Source organism: Gardnerella pickettii (assembly GCF_029226345.1).
Lineage (GTDB): Bacteria > Actinomycetota > Actinomycetes > Actinomycetales > Bifidobacteriaceae > Bifidobacterium > Bifidobacterium piotii.
This window is the reverse complement of record NZ_JAKNCU010000001.1, coordinates 89,260-115,303: the sequence shown is the minus strand read 5'-3', so window position 1 is coordinate 115,303 and position 26,044 is coordinate 89,260. Positions and strand designations below refer to the sequence as shown.

13 protein-coding genes and 1 tRNA gene are annotated in these 26,044 nt (G+C 44.1%); 5 read left to right on the top strand and 9 right to left on the bottom strand.

Annotation, left to right across the window (positions count from 1 at the left end):
- Positions 1 to 209: 209 nt before the first annotated feature.
- A complete protein-coding gene (locus MAF46_RS00375; protein ID WP_060785622.1) occupies positions 210 to 980 on the top strand; it encodes an exonuclease domain-containing protein in 771 nt (256 codons plus the stop codon).
- Positions 981 to 1,165: 185 nt separating this feature from the next.
- Positions 1,166 to 2,974 carry a UDP-N-acetylmuramoyl-L-alanyl-D-glutamate--2,6-diaminopimelate ligase gene (locus MAF46_RS00370; RefSeq protein WP_060785621.1) on the top strand — a complete coding sequence of 603 codons (1,809 nt, stop codon included), beginning with the start codon at positions 1,166 to 1,168 and terminating at the stop codon, positions 2,972 to 2,974.
- A gap of 34 nt (positions 2,975 to 3,008) precedes the next feature.
- Here MAF46_RS00370 and MAF46_RS00365 read toward each other — a convergent pair whose 3' ends face one another.
- Positions 3,009 to 4,463, bottom strand: coding sequence for a bifunctional folylpolyglutamate synthase/dihydrofolate synthase (locus tag MAF46_RS00365; RefSeq protein WP_060785620.1), 1,455 nt, complete (start codon positions 4,461 to 4,463; stop codon positions 3,009 to 3,011).
- 338 nt (positions 4,464 to 4,801) lie between these two features.
- Between MAF46_RS00365 and MAF46_RS00360 the strand changes: the two genes are divergently transcribed.
- On the top strand, positions 4,802 to 5,518 hold the full coding sequence (locus MAF46_RS00360) for an ECF transporter S component (protein ID WP_018637535.1): 717 nt from the start codon (positions 4,802 to 4,804) through the stop codon (positions 5,516 to 5,518).
- A 147-nt stretch (positions 5,519 to 5,665) separates the two neighbouring features.
- Positions 5,666 to 5,739: transfer RNA gene (locus tag MAF46_RS00355), tRNA-Ile, on the top strand.
- 104 nt (positions 5,740 to 5,843) lie between these two features.
- On the opposite strand, the gene MAF46_RS00350 is transcribed toward MAF46_RS00355, so the two are convergent.
- The 5 genes from MAF46_RS00350 to MAF46_RS00330 form a co-directional block, all read right to left on the bottom strand.
- Positions 5,844 to 6,740, bottom strand: coding sequence for a carbohydrate kinase family protein (locus MAF46_RS00350; protein WP_060785619.1), 897 nt, complete (start codon positions 6,738 to 6,740; stop codon positions 5,844 to 5,846).
- A 290-nt stretch (positions 6,741 to 7,030) separates the two neighbouring features.
- Positions 7,031 to 8,611 carry an aminopeptidase P family protein gene (locus MAF46_RS00345; RefSeq protein WP_414101458.1) on the bottom strand — a complete coding sequence of 527 codons (1,581 nt, stop codon included), beginning with the start codon at positions 8,609 to 8,611 and terminating at the stop codon, positions 7,031 to 7,033.
- 149 nt (positions 8,612 to 8,760) lie between these two features.
- Positions 8,761 to 11,373, bottom strand: a complete 2,613-nt coding sequence (gene pepN / locus MAF46_RS00340) for an aminopeptidase N (protein WP_060785617.1) — start codon at positions 11,371 to 11,373, stop codon at positions 8,761 to 8,763.
- A 114-nt stretch (positions 11,374 to 11,487) separates the two neighbouring features.
- On the bottom strand, positions 11,488 to 13,443 hold the full coding sequence (locus MAF46_RS00335) for a ribonuclease J (protein WP_060785632.1): 1,956 nt from the start codon (positions 13,441 to 13,443) through the stop codon (positions 11,488 to 11,490).
- Positions 13,444 to 13,595: 152 nt separating this feature from the next.
- Positions 13,596 to 13,739, bottom strand: a complete 144-nt coding sequence (locus tag MAF46_RS00330) for a hypothetical protein (RefSeq protein WP_004132738.1) — start codon at positions 13,737 to 13,739, stop codon at positions 13,596 to 13,598.
- A gap of 411 nt (positions 13,740 to 14,150) precedes the next feature.
- On the opposite strand from MAF46_RS00330, the gene MAF46_RS00325 reads away from it, so the two are divergent.
- The gene (locus tag MAF46_RS00325) at positions 14,151 to 15,554 is read left to right on the top strand and encodes an MFS transporter (RefSeq protein ID WP_032819634.1); all 1,404 of its coding nucleotides are present in this window, start codon (positions 14,151 to 14,153) and stop codon (positions 15,552 to 15,554) included.
- Positions 15,555 to 15,866: 312 nt separating this feature from the next.
- Here the strand turns inward: MAF46_RS00325 and MAF46_RS00320 are convergent, their stop codons facing one another.
- From MAF46_RS00320 to MAF46_RS00310, 3 genes are all read right to left on the bottom strand, one after another.
- Positions 15,867 to 16,547 (bottom strand): GNAT family N-acetyltransferase, encoded by a 681-nt coding sequence (locus MAF46_RS00320; protein WP_004132743.1) that lies wholly within the window; start codon positions 16,545 to 16,547, stop codon positions 15,867 to 15,869.
- 86 nt (positions 16,548 to 16,633) lie between these two features.
- Positions 16,634 to 20,908 carry an ATP-dependent DNA helicase gene (locus MAF46_RS00315; RefSeq protein ID WP_004132744.1) on the bottom strand — a complete coding sequence of 1,425 codons (4,275 nt, stop codon included), beginning with the start codon at positions 20,906 to 20,908 and terminating at the stop codon, positions 16,634 to 16,636.
- Positions 20,898 to 25,832 (bottom strand): PD-(D/E)XK nuclease family protein, encoded by a 4,935-nt coding sequence (locus MAF46_RS00310; protein ID WP_060785631.1) that lies wholly within the window; start codon positions 25,830 to 25,832, stop codon positions 20,898 to 20,900. Before MAF46_RS00310 ends, MAF46_RS00315 begins: the two co-directional genes overlap by 11 nt.
- Positions 25,833 to 26,044 lie beyond the last annotated feature (212 nt).

Below are 26,044 nucleotides of genomic sequence, written 5' to 3'. Positions count from 1 at the left end.
TTGATTAATGCAAATTCTTAATACGTTTGATTTGCGTATAAATTTGTAACTAAAAGCCCACGGATTTATTACCGTGGGTTTTTTGTTTACGTGATTTTTAATCGAATAGTAAAATCGTCGAATAACCAAACAATCAAACACTTAAACAATCAAACAACTCAAAGACTTAAGCACGCGCAAGGGTCTTCGCTGCATTCTAGGATTATTGCATGGCAAAGAACATAGATGAGTTGCTAGAAGCACTAGAAAAAGCACCGCAGCAAGATAAAAACACAGCATTGTGCAAATCAATACTGCTTGGCTTCGACACAGAAACAACGGGCGCAATTATTGGCAGTGATTCAATATGCTCTGCAACGCTCGTTTTTAGAGACCCAGCACGTGGGCGTAACAATGACGTTATTGCAACGTGGCTTGTAAACCCGCATAAGCAAATCAACCCTAAAGCAAGCGAAGTAAACGGCTTTACAAACGAGTTTTTGCAAGAAAACGGAGGCGAACCAACTCAAGAAATCGAATTACTTGGAAAAGCCATTAGCCTTGCACAAAGCAAGAATATTCCACTTCTTGCATACAATGCGCCTTTTGACGTTAAAATGCTAAATCATGATTTGCAAAGATGGAGTCTTGACTCTTTGCAAAATCGCCCAAAAAGCACAATTAATGGCGGCGAGATGCTTATTGTAGACCCGCTTGTTATAGATAGAGCCATTTCTAAGCGCACTGGCAAACGCACACTTACATACACAACGCAGTTTTACGGCGTGGAGCCAATTGGCAATTTTCACGATGCTACAGCAGATACAGTTGCTGCAGTTGATTTGATTGAGCCTATAAGCGAGTTGCACGAAAACGTTGCAAATCTTAAGTTATGCGAGATTATGACTTGGCAGCGAGAAGCTTACGCAAAGTGGAAATTAAGCTTTGATAGCTGGCTTAAGTCTAAAGGAAGACCAGCTAGCGAAGGAAACTGGCTGTAATTAGTAGCGATTCTTGCACAATTTGCACATTTAGTGCATTTTTCGCATTTTGCAAAAGATACACAAGATGAACGCGGAAAAATCGCAAGCAACCGCACGAATCAAATAATCACAACTAAAATAAAATCAACTAAAATAAAACGTAAATAACAAAAATAACACGGAAAACAACACGGAAAAGCGAAATGTCTTTACAAAAATTATCTTTAGACGAAGCAAGCAATATTTTGTTAAAGCAAAATCTTTTGCGAGAAATAATACAAAATAAAAGTGCGCAAAAACATGACGATTTAACGCACGAAAACGACCAAACTTGGTCAATCGATGCTAGCGATTTTAATGGCCACTCAAAGCCGTACAGCCACATAACGTACGATTCGCGCGATATTAAGCCAAACACATTGCTTTTTATTAAGGGCAATTTTAAGCCAGAATACCTTAAAGACGCAGATAAAAATGGCTTAAACGCATACGTTGCTCAGGATTGCTACGCGGAATACACTAATGCGGTTGGGTTGATTGTAACAGACGTTCGTAAAGCTATGAGCGTGCTTTCGGCTGCGTTCTTTAACAATCCGCAAGAAAAGCTTACGACTATTGGAATTACGGGAACAAAAGGCAAAACAACCACAGCATACTTTACTCATGCTATTTTGAACGCACATTCTAATGGAAAAGCCGCGCTATTCTCTTCGGTAGACAATTGTTTAGATGGTAAAACATATGTTGAGTCGGACTTGACTACGCCAGAAAGCCTAGACGCGTTTAGAATGATGAGCCAAGCTGTAGAAAATGGCATGAAATACCTTGTTATGGAGGTTTCGTCGCAAGCGTACAAAGTCAACCGCGTGTATGGATTGCACTTTAATGTTGCGGCATTTTTGAACATTAGCCCAGATCACATAAGCCCAATCGAACATCCTACTTTTGAAGATTATTTGTATTGCAAGCGTCAAATCGTAAAAAATACGGATGCGCTTGTGCTTAATGCGGATTGCGCGCATGCAGATTTGCTTCTTCAAGACGCACAAAAAAATGGCGTAAAAGTCACGACTTTTTCCAGAATACACAAAGAAGAATTAGACGGAAACACTTGCAATTGCCCAGAATGCAGCGATTATTCCGATATTCACCCTTACGAAAATAGCGAAAAATACCCAGAGCTTGTTTTGCCAAGGTATGTAGCGATACCAGAGCCGCAAGTATTGCAAGAATTCGATGAATCGCAAGGATCGCAGAGTTCGCAAAATACGCAAAATACGTCAGAGCATTGTATTGCGATTTTGGAAGGCGAAGCTAGCGAGTACGTAAATCAAGACATGCCTAATTACAGCGCTATAGACAAATTCAATCTAAAAATTGCTGGCGACTTTAACTACGAGAACGCATTGGCTGCGATTGCAATCGCACAAAACGCGCAACCAGATTTAATCAACAATGTTGAAGCTTTGCACGCGATTGAAAACGTTGAAATTTCAGGGCGTATGGAGATTTTTAAGGATCCAAAATCCAACACGATTGCAATCGTTGACTACGCACATAATTACGTTTCTGTAAAGGCGCTACTGGACTTTGTTGAAGAAAGATACGCAAGCCAGAGTTTATACACTACTCTTGTTACGGGGTCTGCTGGAAACAAAGCTTACGACAGGCGCAAAGAGATTGTTCAAGCTGCGCAAAATCGAATCGACGAGTTTGTATTTACAATCGAAGACACAAACACCGAAGATCCAATGGATATTTGCAACGATATGCAATCTTGCATAACAATCCCAAGCGTTAAGTCGCAGATAATAATTGACAGAACGCAAGCGATTGAGCACAGCGTAAACGAAGCTAGAGAACGCGGCGAGCGCAGCAAACGCGATGAAGATAACGACTTATTAAGCGTAATCCTCATTATTGGAAAAGGCGACGAGCGCTGGATTAAGCACAACAACAAGCACGTTCCTTACGAAAGCGATTCGCTTGTTATTAAGAGACTCTTTAGCTAGGCGACTCTTTAGCTAAGAGACTCTTTAGCTAAAGTCATTCCGCAAGATTTGGATGAATGTTAGCGCGTTGATCTTTTGGCTTCTTTAAGTCTGGATTAACGCGCTCAATCAACATAGTGCGCGCATCTCCTGCTGTAACAAAGCTGCCGCAAATCAGCACTCCGTGACCATACCCAACTCCAAGCTCATCGTCTTCATCAACAAGATTCACTGCCGTTTGAATAGCGTCTGGAAGATCGTCAACGCGAATCACGCGATCTTTGCCAAACACGCCAATCGCAATCTTCTCTAAGTCTTTAGGGTCCATAACGCGATCGAGCCAAGAGTTACGCGTAACAATAATCTTAGTTAAAATCGGCTCAAGCACACCCAAGTATTCTTCAACTTGCTTATCTGCCATCATTGCAACAACGCCAATAAGCTGCTCAAAATTATAGTTTTCCTCGATTGTTTTACGAAGCGACTCGGCAGCATTCACATTGTGACCGCCGTCAATAATAATAGTTGGAGAAGTACGCACTTGCTCAATTCGGCCAGGAACCTTAACTTGGCTCAAAGCCTCGGCAACCAAATCGCCATCTAAAGCGCCATTTACAGGCAAAACAACCTCCGCAGCAGCAAGCGCCGCAAGCGCATTATGCGACTGATGCACGCCAAACTTGTCGATTGGAACATCTTCATAAGTGCCATTAGGAGTTCGCAAAGTGGCCACTTGACCACCAACAGCTGGAGTGCGCGAAATAACCTCCAGCTCGCCGCTGCCGTCACTAAAATCACGCAAAAGCTTGGCATTATTGCGATTTGCCACCTCTTGAATAATCGGCAAAACTTGCGATTCGTGTGGCTGCGGCCCCAAAATCACAGTGCAATTTGGCTTAATAATGCCAGCCTTCGTACGCGCAATCTCTTCAACCGTGTTTCCAAGCCATTGCATGTGGTCCATGTCTACAGGGCCAATAATCGCAGCATCCGCGTTCATAACATTAGTGGCGTCCCATTCGCCACCCATGCCAACTTCCATCACAGCAACGTCTACAGGAGCGTCGGCAAAGGCCCAAATCGCCATAGCTGTAAGCACTTCAAAAAAGCTCATGCGCGGCTTGCCATCAGCATCCATGCGAGCGTCAACCATGTTTATAATGTCTTTCATTTGATCAAACACGTCAACGAACTGGTCATCGCTAATTTCTTGGCCGTCAATCATAATTCGCTCATTTACGCGTTGCAAATGCGGCGAAGTGTAAAGACCCGTGCGCAAACCGTACGCGCGGCAAATCGCCTCCGCCATGCGCGCCGTGGAGCCTTTGCCATTTGTGCCAGTAATGTGAATCACGTGCATAGACTGCTCTGGATGCCCCAAAATATCAAGAATTAAGCGCATTCTATCTAAATCAAGATTTGTCTTGTTATGCTCTGGAGCGCGGCTCATAATATCTCGCTCAACGTCAACAATTCGCTCATTGGTGCGATTTGGATGTTCCATCGACATTTTGTGCTCCCCTATTTTTGATTTACGTTTTCGGATTTACGTTTTCGCTCATTTTTCCAACTATCTAGATTAATAACTGTAGTGTTTTTGTACCTGATTTACGGCGTGTCGAGCAACAAAAAGCGGAAATAGCGTTTGCGTTGAATAATCGGTTTTATAGCGCGTTATAGATTTCTGCAATAATCAAAAACGTTACAAATCGCACAAAACTAGCGCATAAAGGCGTGTTAGTGGCGATTAAATGGTAAAGTACACGTTGGCGTTTCTGCCCAGGCTGCGTAGGTCGAGAAACGCTCAAAGAAATTACAATGCGCAGCAATCAATAGTTAGGAACACTAATGAGTGATATTCTAAACAACGAATCCGCAAACAATCAAAGCGAAGAAAACGCACAATACTCCGCACAATCCGAAACTCCAATAACCGATAAGGCTCGTGCAAACGCAAATCCTGCACCAACAACAATCGCAAGTCTTAAATGGCGCGTTGCAGATATATCGCTCGGCGCCGCTCTAGCCGCCTTGTTTGGCATAATCTACTGGGGCTTTACCATTGTGTTCTTCTCACAAATCTCCCCTATTTTGCGCACGGTTTTGCCTGGATTTGGCAGCATTTTGCACGGCGTTTGGTACCTTTCTGGCCCACTTGCTCTTCTTTTAATCCGCAAGCCTGGTGCTGCGATTTACGTAAACGTTGTTGGCGCCGTGTTTGAGAACATTCTTGGCCAGCAATACTCTGCGTTTATGGTTCTTGCTTCCGCTGCTTTGCAAGCCGTGTTTAGCGAGCTTCCTTTTGCTATTGCTCGCTACAAAAAGTACAATCTTACTTTAAGCGTAATTTCTGGCACGCTTACCGCTCTTGAATATGGCATTTACTTAATGTTTGTGGTTTACCAGGGCAAGAGCGCAAACTATCTTACAATTCACATGATTTGCGAGCTTATAAGCGGCTTTGTGATTGCAGGCATTGTTCCTTGGCTTCTATTCGTTGCAGTTCGTAAGACTGGAGCTTTAAGCAATTTTGCTTCTGGAAGAGACCAAGAAGTAGTAGCGTAGCTATTTGCTCTAAAGCTGCTTGCGACTTGTCTTGCGCGCACTCATGCGCTTTGCGTGCTAAACAACACGTTAATCGTAGTGTGTTAAACAGCGTGTTAAACGTTTATGGGTGTGTGCTAATCTAGTCGTTGCTAACTTTGTTAGCGTGGGGCTTTAGCTCAGTCGGTTAGAGCAACGGACTCATAATCCGTCGGTCCAGGGTTCAAGCCCCTGAGGCCCCACTAATAATCGCCTTAATGGCGTATAAAAAAGCTTCAACTCGTTTGAGTCTAGGAATTACCTAATTAATCTTACAAGTTGAAGCTTTTATTTATATTCTTGCAGCCTACAGTCCTGCTTGAGCAAGATAGTCTGGGATTTCGCTCGGATACTCTGGCCACGCTCCTGCTTGAGTGCAAACGTACGCAGCAGTGTTGATTGCAGCACGATGCGCGTCTTTAAGCGAATCGCCAGCTAAAATCCTTGCAGTAAACGTGCCAGAGAACGAATCGCCAGCACCAACCGTGTCGTTAACTTCCACATGAGGAGTCGGGTATGTAGAGCTTTCGCCAGTCTTAGTAAAGATTGCGCTAAAAGTAGATCCGCCAGTCAAAATCACGTAATCCAAACCGTAACGAGCCTGGAACCATTTGCAAGCCTCATTGTCGGAAGTTTCGCGAATATTGAACATATCTCTAAGAAGAAGCAGCTCAGAATCGTTAAGCTTAAAAACAGTTGCCTCTTTAAGAAGAGCGTCAATCAAATCCTTTGAATAATGATCACTACGAATGTTTATGTCAAAGAACTTCATGGCGTTTGGCTTTGCGTGCTTTAAAAGCTCCAAAACAGTGTCGTGAGTTTCTTGCGATCTTAAGCTAAGAGTACCAAAGCAAATCGCGTCTGCTTTACTAACAAGATCCACAAGTTCGCGCGTATAAACAATATGATCCCACGCAATATTTCGCACAATTGTGTACTCTGGAATGCCATTTCTAAGCGAAACGTCTACCGTGCTAGTTGGCCAAGCGTTGCGCTGAATAACGTGCTTAATTCCTGCTTTTTTAACTTCGTCAACAAGTTCATTGCCAAGAGAATCTTCTCCAACAGCACTAATAACGTAGCTTTCTGCACCATTGCATTGCGCGTGATACGCAAAGTTCGCTGGAGCACCTCCAACTCGTTTTCCTTGGGGAAGCAAATCCCACAGTAGTTCTCCAAGTGAAAGAACGATTGGCTTAGTCATTGTATTCCTTTCGAGAGTATCGATGATTTTGTTGCGACTCGTTAATTAAACATTTTATTGCAATAAGTCATATAAGACGTATATTAAGCCATACAAGTCATATAAGCAGTACAAGACGTGCAAAAATATAAGCCATGCAAGTCATACAAATCATACAAGCCGCAATAAAGTAATGTTGTTATAACAACTAAGTGCTATAACAACATTATTGCGTAAAGATTAGATAATTAATTTAGATGATCTTAGATAGTCTTAGATAATCCCAGATAGTCCATTTAGATAGCAGAACGCTACTTTGACGCGCGCTGAGCCATCCAAGCTTCAACATCTTCAATTTGCTTAGGAATATCGATAGAAAGCCACTCAGGACCATTCTCCGTCATCAAAACATCGTCTTCAATGCGGATTCCAATTCCACGCATCTCTGGCGGAAGCATAAGATCATTGGCAGCAAAGTACAAGCCAGGCTCGATTGTGAAAATCATTCCTGGAGTAATCTTTGCACCCTGATACGCCTCGTAGCGAGCTTGAGCGCAATCGTGAACATCTAGACCCAAGTGGTGAGCAACACCACAAGCATGCCAACGGCGATGCTGCTGACCTTGCGGAGAAAGCGATTCCTCAACGCTAACCTTTAGAATGCCCCACTCGTGCAAATGCTCTGCAAGCACGCGCATGCAAGCGTGGTGAATATCGCTGTAGGTGGCACCTGGCTTAGCAGCCTCAAAACCAGCTTGCTGAGCGTCGAGAACGCACTGGTAAAGCTTCTTTTGCAAATCTGTAAACTTGCCATTGGTTGGGAAAGTTCGCGTAATGTCTGCAGTGTAAAGGCTGTTGACTTCTACGCCTGCGTCGATAAGCAAAAGTTCGCCGTTAGAAACTACGCCAGTGTTGCGCATCCAGTGCAAAATTGGAGCGTGCTTGCCAGAAGCAACAATCGTATCGTAGCCAACTTCGTTTCCAACTTCTCGAGCAACGGAGTTAAAAGCGCCTTCAATCATGCGCTCAGAATGCTCCTTGCCCAAAGCTTGTGGCAAACGCGTAAGCATGCGGTCAAAGCCTAATTTTGTAGCAGCAATAGCTTTGCGCATTTCGCCAATCTCGTAAGCGTCTTTAAGCATACGAGCTTCGGCTGCTACTTCGTGCAACTTATCGTCTGCAGCAATATTTGCATCTTCGTCGCTAAATCCGCTTGCTTCTCTTAGCGCATCTACGCGCGCAGTTAAATCAGCATCCGACTCGCGCACAATTCGCACGCGCACGCTTTCTGCAGCGCTATTATCGTCGCTAACGTTTTTTGCAATCGCATCGTCAAGATCGGCAATATCGCGCGTTTCAATGCCAGTCATAGCCTTAAGCTCTTTAAGTCCTGCGCGAGGACCAACCCAGTATTCGCCGTAGTGCGGATCTTTGTAGAATGCGGCAGTGCTATTGTCTGCGCGAGGAGCCACAAAAAGCTGCGGAATGTGAGTTTTGCCGGCCGCTTCCTCGTCGCTGCCTGCTTGCACTGGCTCAAGAACAAGCACAGCGCCAGCCTCGTAATCCTGACCCAAGCCAGTGTAATACGCGAAAGTCGTATCTGGCCTAAAAGCGTAGTCGCAATCGTTATTGCGCACTTTTGGCTGACCTGCTGGAATAACAAGGCGCTCACCTGGGAATCGCTTGCCAAGCGCTTCAAGACGCGCTGGCGTGTACTTTGAGGACTCAAGCGGTTCGATTTGTGGCTCCTGGTTATCCCAGCCGCTAGTCATAAACTCTTTGAAGGAATCGCTATTTGGACGCAAAGATCGATTGTTTACGCGGTCTTGCGCTTTTTGCGTGCCATCCGCGTTTAGTTGCTCGCCATGTATTGTTGGCGTTGATTGATGCATATCTTCTGCCATCTTGCGACTCCTTGAGTTTAATCTTTAATCAACCTAACTTTAATCAGCTTAATTTTTAATCAGCTTAGATTCAATATACATTTCCCTATTTTCTTATTAGGAATGTACATTGAAAATCGCCATTTTATTGCAAAAAACTAAAGCGAAGCGTTGTAATGCTGCACCTTAAGCGTGCGACGAGAAGAATCTAGCTTGCCGAGCACCATGCGACGCAAAGCCTGATCCGCATCCTTATGCTCATCAAGCCAGCTCTGCCCACTTTCAACCAACTCGTCTACATTTGCGTAATTTGGATACAAGCCTTCAATCAAAGTTTCTGCCATGTGGAATGTGCGATTCTTCCAAATCCACTCAACTTCCGCAAAGTAACGCTTAACGTATGGCTTAACTAAATCGCCTTTAGCGGTGCTTGCAAATCCAGCAACAACAGCACCCATTTGCATATTAGTCAAATCAAGATTGCGCAAAGCCTGCTCAAAAGCCCAATCCTTAGCTTCTGCAGTTGAGCGAGCCGCACGAGCCTGATATGCATACTCACGATTCTCAGTCGTGTCTCGCTTAGCGAGTTCCGCATCAATTCCAGCTTCGTCCAAAGCATTCACACCTGCGAGCGCAATAAGAATGCTCCAGCGCAAGTCGTTGTCGATTTCCAAGCCTTCTAAGCGCACAGAGCCGTCAAGCAATCCGTTAGCTACGCGCACAAACTCAGCATCTCCAACTTCGCCGTATCCAAGATAAGCCTTGAGCAACTGGAATTGTTCGTCGGAGCCTGCAGAAGCTGCCAAAGCCAACTGCCAGAGTTCATGAGCTACATGCTTTGCAACTTCTGCTTGACGCTCAGGCACAACATAGTGGCTTGCAGTTACCTTTACTTGACCAAGAGCATATCGGAAAGTAGTTGATTCGTGCTCTGTTGCCAAGGCCTTAAGGCTAAGCTCCACAAAGCGCTCTGCTGGGAATTCCGCATCTCGAGTCATATCCCACAACGCGAGCCAAATAAGAGAGCGCGTCAAAGAATCCTTGAAACGATACAAGTTTTCTGCAGCAAACTCAAGCGACTTTGCGTCAAAACGTAGCTTTGTGTAAGTCAAGTCGTCGTCGTTTACAAGAATAAGCGCAGGCCTTTGCAATCCGCGCGCCTCAACAACTTCCGTCACTTCGCCATCAACATCGAGTTCAATTCGCTTTGTGCGCTTAATTTCGCCAGTCGCTTCGTCTACATTGTAGAATCCAACAGCCAAGCGGTGTGCGCGAAGAACAGGATGCTCATCTGGCGCGCTCTGGCGCAAAAGCAAGGAAGCAATAGTGCCATCAGCTGCTTCTTCGACTTCGGTAGAAATCGTGTTAATTCCAGCTTTTTCAAGCCATTGCGCGCTCCAAGCCTTAAGATCGCGTCCGCTTGTAAGCTCTAACTCGTGCAGCAAATCAGCCAAAGTTGCGTTGCTATAAGCGTGCTTGCTCAAGTAGTTATGGATTCCCTCAAAGAACTTTTCGCGACCAACATACGCTACGAGTTGCTTCAAAACGGAAGCGCCCTTTGCGTAAGTGATGCCGTCGAAGTTTACAGAAGTATCGTTCAAATCGTTGATTGGAGCCACGATTGGGTGCGTTGTTGGAAGCTGATCTTGATTAAGCGCCCAACTCTTTTCGCCAGAATTAAATGTGCTCCAAGCGTCGTGCCATTCGGTTGCTTCTGCCGTTGCAAGCGTAGACGTAAACTCAGCAAAAGACTCGTTAAGCCACAAATCATTCCACCACTTCATAGTTACGTAGTCGCCGAACCACATGTGTGCAAGCTCGTGCAAAACTGTTACAACGCGGCGCTCAGCATAAGCGTCCGTAACTTTGGATTCAAACACGTACTGGTCTCGAATCGTAACCATACCAATGTTTTCCATAGCTCCAGCGTTGTATTCTGGCACGTAAATCTGATCGTACTTTGCGTACGGGTATGGCACTCCCCAAGTCTTAGCGTAGAAAGCAAAGCCCTTCTTTGTAATATCAAACAAGTAGTCAACGTCTTTTGCAAAAGCGTCTTTAAGTGCCTGACGGCAGTACATTGCCATTGGAACTACGCGGCCATCCTCGTTGTTGTAAGACGTGTGCCATTCGGCGTAAGGGCCTGCGCAAATCGCAGTTAAGTAAGAGCTCATTTTTGGAGTTGACTCAAACACCCAGCGCTTCATGCCTTCTACAACGCCATTTTCCAAAGTCCCGTCTTCCGTATTACGGCCTTCAATCGCAGTTTCGCTCTTAACTGGCATGTTGGAAGTCACAATCCAACTTTCTGGAGCATCCACACTAAAGTCAAAAACAGCCTTCAAATCTGGCTGATCAAACACTGCATAAACGCGGCGAGCGTCCGGAACCTCAAATTGCGTGTAAAGGTAAACGTTGCCGTCGGAAGGATCCACGCTTCTGTGCAAGCCTTCGCCCGTGTTGGAATATTGGCAATTTGCTACGACTTCTACTGTGTTGTGCTCAGCCAAATTTGCAAGCTCGATGCGACTATCTGCAAAAACCTTAGAAACGTCAAGAGAAACGCCATTAAGCACAACGGATTCAACACTGTTTGCAATCAAATCGAGGAAGCTTGTTCCACCAACTTTTGCGCCAAACTCAATATTTGTGTGCGACTTAAAATCGCGGCCACCCTTGCCTAAATCAAGTGCAACAGTGTAGTGAATTGGCATTTGGATAGCGCTAAAACGCTCCGCAGCTTCTACGCGAGTCAGATTTGCTCCTGGCATATTAACTCCCTTTTGTGTTTATTGTGTATCTACTTGTGTATTTATGGTGATTTTACTTTATTTATGATTTTTACGTGGCTATTATCGCTTGACTAGTCCTTGACTAATCGCAAACTAATCCTTTTGCGCAAGATCCGCAACAACAGGCACAATCATTGGCTTTCTACGCAACGCGCGCGCAATCCAACTTCCAAGCGTTCTTCGCATAATCTGCTGAAGCTTGTGCGTGTCTTTCTCGCCATGCATCATGGCGTCTTGAAGCTGGAAAACAATTTGAGATCGAACTTTTTCAAAATCAGACTCGTCTTCTGCAACAGCATTCAAGTAAATCTTAGGACCAGCCACAATGTCTGCGCTATCTGTATTTACAACTACAAAGCTAGACACAAAGCCTTCCGTACCAAGGATTCTGCGCTTTTCCAGCTCTTCGTCTGTAAGCTCTCCAACGGAATCGCCGTCAACGTACACGTATCCGCATGGAACAGAGCCAACAACAGCAGCATTTCCGTGGTACAAGTCCACAACATCGCCATCTTCTGCCAAAACAACATTCTTAGGGTCCACGCCCGTTTTAACAGCAATCAAACCGTTTGCAACAAGATGCCTGTGTTCTCCGTGGATTGGCATAGCGCACTTTGGCTTAACAATGTTGTACAAATAGAGCAACTCACCCTCGTTGCAATGACCAGATACGTGGATTGCAGCATTGTCTTTGTTGATTACGCGAGCGCCCATTTGCACAAGCTTGTTAATAACCTTATAAACTTCGTGCTCGTTTCCTGGAATTAGAGAGCTTGCAAGAATAACGGTATCGAACTCGTTAACTGTAATATCTTTGTGTATTCCGTCTGCGATTCGCCCAAGTGCTGCCATTGGCTCGCCTTGAGATCCTGTGCACATATAAACAAGCTTATCGTCTTGAATATCTTTTGCTTGCTTTAGATCTACAACAGTATTTTCTGGAATATGCAAGTAGCCAAGATCGGCCGCAATCGACATATTTCTAACCATTGATCGCCCAACAAACACCACTTTTCGACCATACTTGTGCGCAGCATCTACGACTTGCTGAACGCGGTGAACGTGGCTAGAGAAGCTTGCTACGATTATCTTGCGCGATGCGTTAGCAAACGCTTGATCCAAAGCCGGTCCAATAGTGGTTTCTGGCTTAACAAATCCTGGAACCTCAGCGTTTGTGGAATCAGCCATTAATAGGTCAATTCCTTGCTCGCCAAGCTTTCCGAATTCAACTAAATCAGTAAGCCTATGGTCTAGTGGAAGCTGATCTAACTTTATATCTCCCGTATCTATAATCGTTCCTGCTGGCGTTTTTACACAAACAGCAAGAGCGTCTGGAATCGAGTGCGTTACGCTAATAAACTCCAAATTGTATGGGCCAACTTTTAGCTTTGATCGGCCTTCTACTTGAATTGTTTTTGGCTTAATCTTGTGTTCTTCGCACTTTGCTTCAACAAACGCAAGAGTGAGCTTAGACCCGATTAGCGGAATATCTGGGCGCATTTTAAGCAAATACGGCACGCCACCAATGTGGTCTTCGTGGCCGTGAGTTAAAACTAGCGCGTCTACTTTATCTAGTCTGTTTTGAATGTAGTGGAAGTCTGGCAAAATCAGATCCACGCCTGGCTGCTCTTCTTCTGGGAAAAGCACTCCGCAATCTATAAGCAAAATATGGCCGTTATATTCAATAACGTTCATATTTCGGCCAATTTCACCCAATCCACCAAGCGGAACGATTCGCATTGACCCCTTGCGATACTTTGGAGGCGCAACAAGCGCGCCCTCTCGCTGATCATTTACCACTGGCGGAAGCGCATTGTAAGTGGCTTTAGAGCTTTTAGGAGACTTAAATCCTTTAGATGCCCTACTCACCTTATTCGATTCAGAGTCTTTAGTTTTTTTAGTTTTTGTATTTTTATTTGTAGTTTTATTTTCTTTTTTCACAGTTTTTGTTGACTTTTTATTGTTTATATCTGAGGATTGAGGAATTTTTACAGAGTCTACAATCTCTGCAAGAATCTCATCCGTCGATTGCATCGTTGTATCACTCATCTGCTCTATTGTAGCGTTAAGCCTCAACGGATTTACAAAACTGCGACTTCGCACGTCAACAAAAGCGGCAATCACAAAAATGCCGTAAAAAATAAAAGTCGAAAATATTAAGCTAAATCTAATGCTCTAGCAATCAAATACTCTAATGTACTCTAGTGCTTGCCGTATTTTTTCCAAATCTTAATTCCAATACCAACAAGAACAACCACGATTGCAAAAATCATGGAGCCAAGTATTGCAGAACCTGATTGAATGTTAGCAAATCCAGATGCCGAGCAAATAAGTGAACCAAACATTTCTTGCCTTCCCAGTTTGTTTGAAGTCTATAACACAATTCTACAATACTTTTCTTCAAAAGATAATCTCTATATACAATCGAAATAATCGCAATAATCGCGAGCGATACGGGGGAATCGTTCGCGCGTTACAGCGCGCTCACGTCTTCGCCGCACGTAAAGTCCACTGGACTTTACGTTTAAGCGGCTCAGCGCTCCGAATTACATTTTCGCGCTACGCTTTAAGCGAAAAGGTAGGTCGTCGCGCCCGCTTTTGTTCCCCAAATTGGACAAAACGAAAACAAACACAAGAAAAACAAAACAACATCAGCAAACTTTGACGCCATAATGTAGACTAGAAAGACACTCAAAAATCAATCATGCTAAACATGCTAAACATGCTAAGCGCGTACAAATTTAAGGGAAGTGAATATGTCATCGCAATCGGCGCAGCAAAAGTCTTCGCCTATGTCAAACTACGCAAAATTGTTCTCTTTTGAAGGAACACGAGCGTTTTGCATATCTGGAGCAATAGCAAGGCTGCCTATTTCGATGATGGGCTTAGGAATTGTTCTAGCCTTAAACCACATCTATAATAATTGGACAATTGCAGGCACTATGAGCGCCGCATACGTGCTATCGCAAGCAGCCGTAACGCCATTATATGCAAAGCTTTTTGATAGATTCGGCCAGCGAAAAGTGGGTGTAATCGCCCTAAGTGCGCAAGTTGTTTGCATGCTGTCGTTTGCAACCGCCGCACTTTTCCACATACCTTTGCCAATACTGTTTGCGCTTGCAATTTTAATGGGTGTTACACAATTTGCGTTCGGCGCGCTTGTTAGAACTCGCTGGGCATACACTCTTAAAAGTCAAACTGACGACACGCTGCTAAACGTTGCATACGCGCTGGAATCTGGAATCGACGAGATTGTGTTTATATTCGGACCAATTCTTGCAGCGTGGCTTGCCACTAGCGTTCACCCTGTATCTCAGCTTTTTGTGCCAGTTTTGGCAAGCGGACTAGGCGGAGCATGGTTCTTGTCACTTAAAAACACGCAACCTGCGGTTGTTAAAATTGTGCAAGTAGAAAGCGCACCCGCAAATGATGAAGATGTGCGAGCTGCGCTGGAAAATGGCCCTTACCGCACATCGGAAGACTCGGCGGAAGACTCGTCAAAAAATGGCAAGAAACTAATCGCAAAAAATCTTAGAGATAGGCTTTCACTAAAACAGCTGAGGAACACAAATCGCAAAAACAAGTCAAAAAACGTGCTTCTATACCGCGGAATTATACCGCTTGTTGTTATGTTCCTTGTTTTTAACATGAGTTTTAGCGCCTTTGACGTATCTGTTACAGCAGCAATGCGCGCACAAGGATTAGACAAACTGATCGGCTTGCAACTTGCGCTGTTTGCATGCGGGTCTTTAGTTGGAGCCGTTATTTTTGGCTCGCATAAATTCCGCGGATCCAACTGGTCTCATCTAATCGTGTTTCTAAGCCTTCTTACTATTGGCTTTATTCTTATGAACATTAACATAGATAGACTTGTGCTTCTAAGCATTTTTGAGCTTTTAAGCGGACTATGCGTTTCTCCTATTTTTGCAACTGGAAATCTTATTGTTAAAGACACAATTCCAGAGCATTCGCTTACCGAAGGATTATCTTGGCTGCCAACAGCATCCGCGACTGGCGCCTCGCTTGGATCCATGGTTGCGGGATTTGCGATTGACGCGTGGAGTTCGCGCGGAGGAATGATGGTTCCGTGGATTTCTACGCTTGTTGCGATTCCAATCGCGTCAATTGGGTGGATTATTGTAACGCGCAAGCGCAGCTAATACGCGCAAGCATTCTTCCGTATTTTGTACGCGCGACGACCTGCCTGAGCACTTAGAGCGTAGCGTGCGAGGGCAATTCGGAGCGCTGAGCCGCTCAAGGCAGAAGCATTGCTTCTGCGCTGCAAAGCGCTTTGACTGAGCTTGAAATTGCATAACGCATTTCAAGCTCCTTCAAAGCGTGATTTGGCTCAAATGTAAAGTCCAGTGGACTTTACATGCCAAATCAGCCGAGCGGCTACTAATAGCCGCGAGGAATAGCGCGCTTAGACCGCGCGAACGATTGGCCAAATTTGGTACAAAAAGCGGAGTTAATCAACGCGATTGATGCGTGCGTCTGGTGCGGTTTACAAACGGCTCGCCCGAGTATATGTACAAGTCCTCAACAAGGTCTTTTACGCGATCCGCATACTTTTCGTGATCTTTTTTAGCCCACGTAGCATCTCGCCTAAGCCCGTGATAATCGTAAAAACTAACATCGCAAGCCGTGTCTGTGTGCAAAAAGTAGCGGTTCACTCCGCGACTACGCAAATGTTGCATTGTGCGCTTCCACAATCCGCCGCCGACTCCGTGCCCGCGAGCGTCTGGAGAAACAATAAAAAGCTCCAACTCTGCCTGAGTCAAGTCGTTTATATGGCTCATCGCCTCCAACTTGCGCTCAATCTGCCCCATGCCAATCGCAGAATCCAACGCTTTTGCGTGCAAAGAATCGCCTTTGCTAGACATCTTTGCCTCTTGCTCTTCTAGCATCTTTTGAACTTGCTTAAACAGCACTTTATCTCCGTACACGCGCGCAAGCAGCAGCCCCATAAATTTGCCGTTTATTGTTGCAACAGTTCCGTAAGTAGAAGGCTCCAAATAGTGCAGCACAAATCGCCTAGAAAGATTGCGCGAAGCGTCTGCTCCAACAGCATTCGCAATCCCCCATGTGCGCTCGTATTCTTCTACGATTGCGTCAATGTCGTTAATTTTAACTGGACGAAACTCAACCGTCATTTTTTCCTTCTTTTACTTTTACTAACTTTACTTTTACTAACTTAAATCGGCTATGTTCTACTTTTAGATTACCAAAAAAGTTGATTCTAAAAAGATGCCTCGCTCAAAATCTCGTCACGAGTTTTGCACAACGCGTGAATCTCGCGATTTTCCGCACGCGCCTCGCTAACGTAGTAAAGAGTGGCGTCAATGCATCTTAAATCAACGTTTGTTGCGCGCGCAAGCAGTAGCCTATACCAGTCAAGCTGCTCAAGTTTTAGGCGAATATCTTCCGCGCTTTTTGGCCGCTTACCCGTCTTCCAATCAACGATTGTGTAGAGTTTTGATTCGTCGTTAGCGTCTAATCCTCCTGCAAAAACAGCATCCAAAGTGCCGTTGATGATTCTATTTGCAAACTCCGTATTATCGACTTGCATTAAAATCGGCATTTCTGCAGCAAGCGGCACTCGTTTTGCCCAACGCGATTCTATAAGCCGTTGCTTCCATTGATTTAGTGCGCAACTTTGAGAATCCGAATCCTTGCGATTCTGATTAAACTCGTAAAGCAAATCTTTGCGATCTTGAGGAATAAATTGCTCATCCAGCAAAGTGCCATTTTTTACAATAGTACGCCACTTAGCGCACTCGGATGCACTAGAAGACACTGCCGAATCCACAAATTGCTGCGCCCACGCGTGGAATTTTGTACCGAGATTTGCATCCATCGACGAAACGGACGGAATTGGGCGAATGCAAGCCAATAGATTGTTGTAAACTCGATCGTTTGCGCGCGCGCTAGCGTTTGCGTTTGCGTTTACATCAGGCGCAACTTTGCTTATTTTTTGCAAAGACGTTACGTTAAGCCTAGATCCGTTGGAAATCTTTTCCACCTTTTTTGCTAAGTCTTCTAGAGAATAATCGCCAGCGTTTTGCGATGTTAAATCGGCGTCTTGAACAAACGCTTTTGCGCGGTAATAAAGCGATTTTTGATGTGATATTAAGGAAGATTCGCCATCGGCATTGCCACTAAAATCACCATTAAAATCTTCACTTTTAACATCTTCACCCTTAACAAGCTTTGCAGATTCTTGAAGCGCATTTTCTACATCTTCACTCAAAGCACAAGGCCATTCAAGCACGCTTTCTTTAGCACGCGAATCGCTTTGAACTTTAATTTTTCCAAACTCTTTAGAAAGCTCACCTGCAAAATCGCCTGCAATAAAGCCAAAAACGTCTTCGCCGGAATCGCCAGAATCCGCAGAATTACTAGGATTCGCAGCATCACCAGAGACAGAATCGCCAGAATTTTCCGCCTCGCATTTTTTAACTTCAATCACACCATTAAGCGACTTTATAGCTTCCATCGACTCCTTAAGAAACACCGAAGCTGCACGCTTACGCCCATTTTCTTCCGAATCTCCCGAATTTGCTGAACCAGTTAAAAGCGCTGCAAACTTTGCGCGCGTAAGAGCAACGTACATAAGGTGGCGCTCGTCCATGTGAAGCTGGATTCCGCGCTCCTCACTTTGCGTAAATGGCATAAAATCAACGCTTTGCTGGGATTTATACGCATTATACACACGGCGAGTTTCTTCGCTCAAAAAATCGCCAGAATCCGCAGAACCACAATCCTCAGAGCCAGCATCCACCTCTTGAACAGCAGCCGCAAAATCACACAAAGCTTTGATTCTATCTGGTTTAATCTCGTCAAAAATCTTTTGCACACTATCTAAACTTTGCATGGATTTTTGCGGATGCATTGCCTCGGCACGCGTTACTGTATGCGGAAAATGCGGCAAAATATTGGCATCCACGCGCAACGCAGAAGGCACGCTTGCAGCAAACTCAATCGGTATGCGAGCGCTGGCTTGCCCATTATCATCAACTTTTAGCGAATCGCCTTGATTGCTTGGAAAAGCGCCCTCGTTTAGCCCAACTACAGCAACTGCTGGCCATTGCAAACCCTTTGATTGGTGAACTGTCATTAAAACAACTTGCGCACTATTTTGCTCTGTTCCAGAAGCTTGCAAATCAAGCGTTTTTGCTGAGTCAATCCAATTGATTAGTCCGCGCAAACTAACATCTTGCCACTCGCCCATCTCTTGCACATACGTTTCTACAATCGCGTTTAGCGAATCTAGAACATTGTGCATGTCGTTAAGCATTGTTTGATTGCTAAAATCCTTGTATTTTAAGGCCGCTCCAACAGCGCTATCAATATCTACGTTAAGCGCTTCAACAGCCGATTGCATAACGCTTGTTAGAGAATTTCTTTGCACGCGATCAACTTTATTTAGGATTTTACTAAGTCGACTTACTGCAGCAAATGCATGTGCGCTCAGCTTTTCTCGCATTTGGCTAACCCAATAATCGCCAGCAACCGCAGACTTACCAGAATCGCCAGCAACCGCAGACTTACCAGAATCGCCAGAATCCCCACTCGCCCCAAAATCGCCAAAATCGCGCATAATCAAATCCGCTAAATACACTCCGCCATAAATATTTATGACTTGCGCCGATATTTCCCCACTATTCGCCTTATTTCTAAGATTGCGAACGGCAGAATCCCACTGGCTTCTAGGCAATCCATCCTCAACAAGCCCAGCCGATGCATACACGTTGTAAAGATATTCCGTATTCGCACTATTTGCGATTGATGCCAACACACCCAAATCCGCGGTAGATAGCGCAAAACGAGGAGTGGCAAGAAGACGCATAAGCGAATTGGAGTCGCTATGGTCTTGAATCACTCTTAGCAAACTCAAAACATCTTTAACAGCAGGCTTTTCAATAAGCGAAGAGTAGCCAACTATGCTCGTGCGAATACCAGCATCCTCCAGCTTTTGAGCATATTGCGGCATTTTTGCTTTACTTCTAAAAAGAATCGCAAGTTGTGGTTCCAGTGGATTTTCGCCATATTTTTCAACGATTTTCTTAGCGAATTGCACAACTGCATCAATTTCTTCGCCTTGATTTGGCATAAACAACGCGCAAACAGTTCCATTTGGCGCATCATCTTTTGGCTTTAAAGTTTCCACTTGCACTTCGCGATCGTCAATGCTGCTAAATCTACGACTTGCGTTTTGCGTTGAATTATCGCCATTTTCCGCGCGCATCGGCTCGGTTAGCGCGTTTGCAACTTTTAGTATAAACAGCGAATTTCTGCGCGTAACAGTTAGCGAATACTTGTTTTGCGCGCTTATGTTAAAGTCTTGTTCAAACTTGCAAAAAGCTCCAGTCGAAGCACCTCTAAACGAATAGATTGCTTGGAACGGGTCACCTACTGCCATAACATGCGTGCGATTCCCTTCTGCAGCAGCATTACCATAAAACAGCGTATTTATAAGCATTGCTTGCGTTGTAGAAGTATCTTGATACTCGTCTAAAAGAACTTGCGAATATTGATTCCTGTATTGCGCGCAAATCGAAGGAAAATGCGTAACCAAATAATAAGCTGCAATCGTAAAATCGCTAAATTGCGCCATGTTTACGCGCTTTTTTTCGGCGTCAAATTGTAAAACAAGATCTAGCAAAATGTCTCGTTTTAGGCAAGCGTTGTATAGATTTATGCAAAATTGCAAGCACGAATCATTCCAATATTTTTCGTAATTTTTGCACGCATTCTTAAATTTTTCCGCAGACGCTTTCTCCACGTCTTGCTCACTCATTCCAGCTGTTTTTTTGACTTTTTTGTATTTTGGAATCGCTGGAGCTTTTGCGCTTAGCGGCGATTCTACTTTTCTATCTGCAATAACATTTTTTAAGTGTTTTGCAAACTCATTATTCCACTCGCGTATTTTTTGAACAGCTTGAGACACGCTTGAGCACGTTTCGCCTATACTATCTACTCCAATCATCGAGCACGATATTTCGGCACAAAGATTAATAACATCAGCACACAAAGTGTCAAAATTATATAGCTTACTTAAATTTTTAGCGTTATTTTGTGGATTATCTAAATATTTTCCGATTATACTTTTTATGATTTCCATCGCGCCAGCGTCGCTTAATGGCATTGTGTTTTGATTAAAGCCAACCAAAAGGCCGTATCTTCTTACGATTGATTGAAAGAACGCGTCATACGTCATAACTTCTGGCTTTAAGAATGACTTTGCTCCGCTTGCACTAACCTCCGCCGAAACGCGACTTAGCAATTCTGCAGCAGCTTTGTTTGTAAACGTTAAACCCAATATAGACTCTGGCGGAACTTTGCTTTTAATTAAATGTATTACGCGACGAGTCATGGTGTACGTTTTGCCGCTTCCAGCTCCAGCAACTATTAGCACGTCTTGATTAATCGGCGCTTCTATAACGTTTTTTTGCTCTAAGCTTGGACCACTATTATGTGTGGACTTTATGGCGCTAACGTTGTTATTGCTCATTTTTACCTTCAATCACTTCGTAAACAGTGTCCACTTTTTCCGCACACGCAGGGCAAACGTCTAAACATCTACAATAATTTTTATGATCCGCTTTTGGCTCTACAGCAAAACTCGTTGATTTAACAGCAGCAGCGGCAAAAAATACGCGAGATATCATCATAAGCGACCATTTTGCGCGCATTGGCAAGCCTACAAAATCCGCCCACGCACTTTGACTTACGCCTTGCGCAGGATTTTGAGCATCAATATTTGGAAGATCGTAAAGGCGATTATTGTTAGAATATCTGTAACGACTTATGATTTCACTAGCGCTTAACGAGCCATCCTCATCAAACAGCGAAGGCTGACAAATGTTCTCTGCAACGCCATTATCTTGCGCAGGAGAATCCTTGTACACAACGTGGAACAGCGCACTTCGCGCGATTTTTGTGTGCTTAAGCTTTAGCAATTGCTCATAGTCTTTATTGTTTTCGGAGCAAAAAACAATTCCCAGTTGATAGCAAATAAGCTGCAAATCGTTAAAAACTTGCTGTGTTTTAGGAACTTTTCCTGTTTTATAGTCGATTAGGCGAATTTGTTGCGTGTTGTCGTTTAACTTTCTAAGTTCCATGCGGTCGATTCGCCCCTGGATTCTAACGCGCAAATCGCATGAGCCGCCATTAGGCCATCCACCTACCAAAAATCCCATTATTGAATAAAGATCTTCCAAGCTTATTTGCGATTTAGCAGCAAGATTGTACGCGTTTAGAATATCGTCAAAGCCAAAAGTGGCGTTTATTTGACACTCGCAATAAGCTTCCTCAAGACTACCCAAAGGAACATCCGCAATAGTCGGCTTTGCTGTTTTTGACTTTTCGGGAGCAGGCAGAATCTTTGTTACAACACCATCTTCGTCTTTTTGCGCAAGAATCGGGTAATTTTGCCCGTTTAGCGAGCCTACAAAATATTGAGCAATCGTGTAAAGCGCGCGGCGAACATTCAAATCGTTTTTTATAAAACGGTAGCGGTCTTTTACATTAGAAATACTAGAATCACTTGGGCAAATCGAATAATAATGATCAATCATTTTATTCGCAACATCTTCAATCGCCTTTTTTTGCAAAGCACTAAACGATTCAAACGAAAAATCAAAGTCCGAAAATTCCTGCGCGCGAGCGCCAACAAACCCACTAACAAAAGCTTGAAGCTGTGGGTAGTTTTTGCGCAAATAATCGTTGTCTAAATGCTCATCTTGACTTGCCCACCTTGCAGTTTCGTGAATAAGCGTGCCGAATTGCGCTGCCGTACTTCCTACAGTCGGGCCAGCAAATTTACTCTCCAAAAGGCAACAAACTGGGCAAGACCAAAGTTTATCTACCATTGAAGGAGATAGAGTTACAAGATTTTTATTAGTGGAGACTTTTTCTTGTGACTTTTCTTGTGATTTTAGTGGCGATTCTTCTTGCGATTCTTCGGTTACTTGCGATTCTGCAGTTGCTTGCGATTCTTCGGTTGCTTGCGATTCTGGCTTCGCAGAATCAATCGCAGAATCGTAATTTTTACGCATAAAATCCCAATTCTCTGGATTTGCTGCATCAACTCCGTTGTTTTTCAACAGATTTAACGCATCTAACGCATCTTGAAGCGTAGAATTTTTTGTCAATTTATGGTCATTAATAGAGCCACACTCCTCTTTAGCAAGCGTGATTCTAGACGCACAAACAAGACCTCTTGCATCGGCATCAACCGCCGCAAAATCGCCACAAAAATCTGTGTAATCGCAGCTTCCGTCTTGATTTCTCCAATAAATCTCTGGCAAATAGTAGTACAAAAAGTCCGAAGGAACGCAATCATCACTATTAACCGCGCTTATGCAAAGATGTTTGCGAGCGCGCGTAATTGCCATTAGCAAACTTCGCTGTTCGCCAGTAAAAATCGCTTGCTTATCGCTTACGCAAATACCATTAGGATTTTTAGAATACGCGTCAAAGAAGTACGTTATATCGTTAATATCATTACTATCGTTACCATCGCCACTTAGAATCCTGCTATTTAGCACAATATCAACAAGCGTTTCCGAAGCAAACATAGTGCTTCTAGCGGCCGTATTCGGCCAAACTCGCTGCTGAACAGCTGGAATCCACACGTAATCCCAAAGTCTTCCAACCGAACCAGAAGGCGTTGTAAGAGTCACAGCGTCTGGAAGAGGCGCCACGCTTGCAAGCGAATCCGCTTCAATTTCCATTTGGCGAACTTGATCAATAAACTCCGCGATTGTTGGAGCAGCCGAACTTCCATTGGGCATCTGCTGGCCTTGCGCAACCGTATACGAGAATGAATTCGCATACTCAAAAAGCCGCATTGCAGCGTCTAGCCTATCGTTTGCCGCGCGGCCTTCATCATTATTGCTAAGCGCTTGAATTTGCCACTTTTTAGCGCAATTGCAAAGATTCCAAGCCTTGCCTAAAACGTAGCTAACTTGATTTTCTCCGCTGTTTTTAACTTTTTCAAGGTTATTTTTTAGATTTTTAGAAAGTCTTAGAACAATATTAAACACGCGCATCAACGCACGCATATGAACACTGTTTGGGCGCATTTTTTGCAAAACAGAAAAGATTTCTGTAGACTTTGCGCCTTGATTCTCTTCGTTTTCTGAATCGCCAGAATCCGCAGAATCCGCAGAATCCACATAGCAGCCGTCAATAAGCGCCTTAAGGATCAAAAGATAACACGACTCAACGCTAAATTGCGTGCTATTTGCGTTTGGTTGCGCGCTAAAAACGCGATTGTCAACCGTAACGCTTGCGCCTTGGTCTGCAGATGTAGATGTAGATGGCTCGTTTGCGCTTAAAAGGCGATTGCTAAGCACTTTCCATTGCTCTATAAGACCGTGTAATGGCGAATTTTCTCCGCTTGCGTTTGCGCTCACTTCACTAAGCGAACAAATTGAGCGCATAAGCGAGTCAACAGCAGCCAAATTTGCGCAATTGTAATCGCCAGAATCCACAAGTGGGCTTTCCAAAACGGTTTTTACTCTAGAACGAACAAAATGCGCAATCGAATAAAGCGTGTAATTGCCCGAATGCACGCTTTTTGCTAAATCGTCAACGCTTTTTTGGCTAAATTGCGCTAACTCAATAATCGCAAAAAGTGCTTTAATGAACGGCTCGTCTCTAAGCGCGCGCGTAACACTCGAGTAGCGCACAGGGACTCCGTCTTTTCTAAGCCGCTCTCCAAACGCGCGAACTGTTGCATTATCGTGCGCAATTAAAGCCATATTTTTCCAAGGAATCTTATTGTCTAGATGAGCGCGCTTTATTTGCCAAATAACGCAATCCATCTCTTGGCTAGGAGTTCTGTACAAATCGCCAGAAACCGAAGAATTTTCTGTTTTTTGCGAATTTAATTCGATTTTTTCTATAGGAAAAGCACCTTGGATATTGGCCATTTTCCAAGCCCTGCGGGTCATTGGCGTTTGCGTTGGCATAAGCGAAGCAATCGAAAGCGAAACGCGTGCAGAAAAGAGATTTAGTGCAATTGAGCGATTAGGCTGATTTAGAAAATCAGGGAGATTATGAGATTCTTGGCACTTTACATCTTGCGATATCTGTTTTGCAAAATCTTCGCCAAATCCTTCGACTTTATAATCGCAAATTTTAGAAACAGCAGCTTGCATAACGCCATTTTGCGCTGATTCAACAACGTAATCTGGGTACGATCCGCGGAATGATTGCACGGATTCGTCGGGATTTGCCGTTAAAACAATTCTCACGCCCAAGCGCGCTAGCGACTCAAGAAAAGCCAAACCAGCAAGCGTTACATCGTGAAAATCGTCAACAACCAGCATGTGCGGAAGGAAGAGTTTAAGAGCGTAAAACTCAAGTGAAGAATCGCAAGCCGCCGAAGATTCATTAGCACTATCGCAATGTAAATTATTAAAAATATCGTTCAAAATTTGAACGCCACTTGCCAAAAGCCTAGAAGAATCAAGCCTAAAAGCGTTCGGATACTTTTTGCGCACGCAATCCGCATACTCGCTTCTAAGAGCAAAAGCCAAATTCCATTGAGTTCTAATGCGGCTAACAATAATAGACGATACAAAATCTGAGTTAACGCTAAGCTGCGAGTCCAAACTGTTCAGCATATTTTTTTCCGCAAAGTCGCTTACAATGCCCATCTCGTCTAAGCGCGCGAGCATATCTCGAAGTTGGTGAATAAAAGCGCTATTTACAGAGATGTTAGAGATGTAATTAGAATCGAGCGAATCATGTGAATCACTAAAATCATGCGAATCATACGAATCCTCGCTATTTTGCGCGTTTTGTAATTTAGAAATTGTGTAAATCCAAGAATCACTAGAAGAATCACTAGAAGAATCTTTAGACGAAGAATCTTTGGAATAGTCGCTAGCAAAATACTCACTAAAAAGAGCGCAAACTTTGCAATTGCCACTATCGCCTTGCAAAACGTGATTAACGTGTACGCGCACAACTTCGCGAAGAAGAGCATCTTGCTCAGCGCCATTAAGCAACTTAGGTGCAGGCATGCCAAAAAGCTTGTTTCTCGCGGAAATCAAACTAAACGCAAGCGCGGAAAGTGTGCCAACTGGGCGCGATTGATGCGAAACACCCAAGTTTTGAATCACGTAATCCGACATTCGTGCAGCTGTAGAGCGATTTTGAGCAGCAGCAACAGCTATATCACCACGAATAGCGTTTTTTAGCAAAAGCTGCGCAGCGCGATTATTGAGCGAGCAAGGCGAATCAGATGCCGCGCTCCAATCAAAACGCAAACCCAAAAGCAACGCGCTAAGCGCAAAACTTGACTTGCCAGCGTTTGGTGCTCCAAAAACAAGCAAAACATTGGTGTTGCGTTCATGCGCGTTTTTAAGAGTGCCATTTAGCAACGATTGAACAGCAGCCAGCGCAGAATCTTCCGTACACATAAACACAATTCTATCAACTGGCTTAGTTTGTATGTAACCTTGTAGTGCGTTTGTACCAAAAAATGCCCAAATTAGATACAATCGCACTACAGTTTCGTTTGTTTGTGTAGTGCGATTGTATAGCGACACGCCGTAAATTAGGTACAATCGCACTACAAGGCAGGTCGTCGTTCGCACGGATTAGCTGCGCTCACGTCTTCGTCGCATGTAAA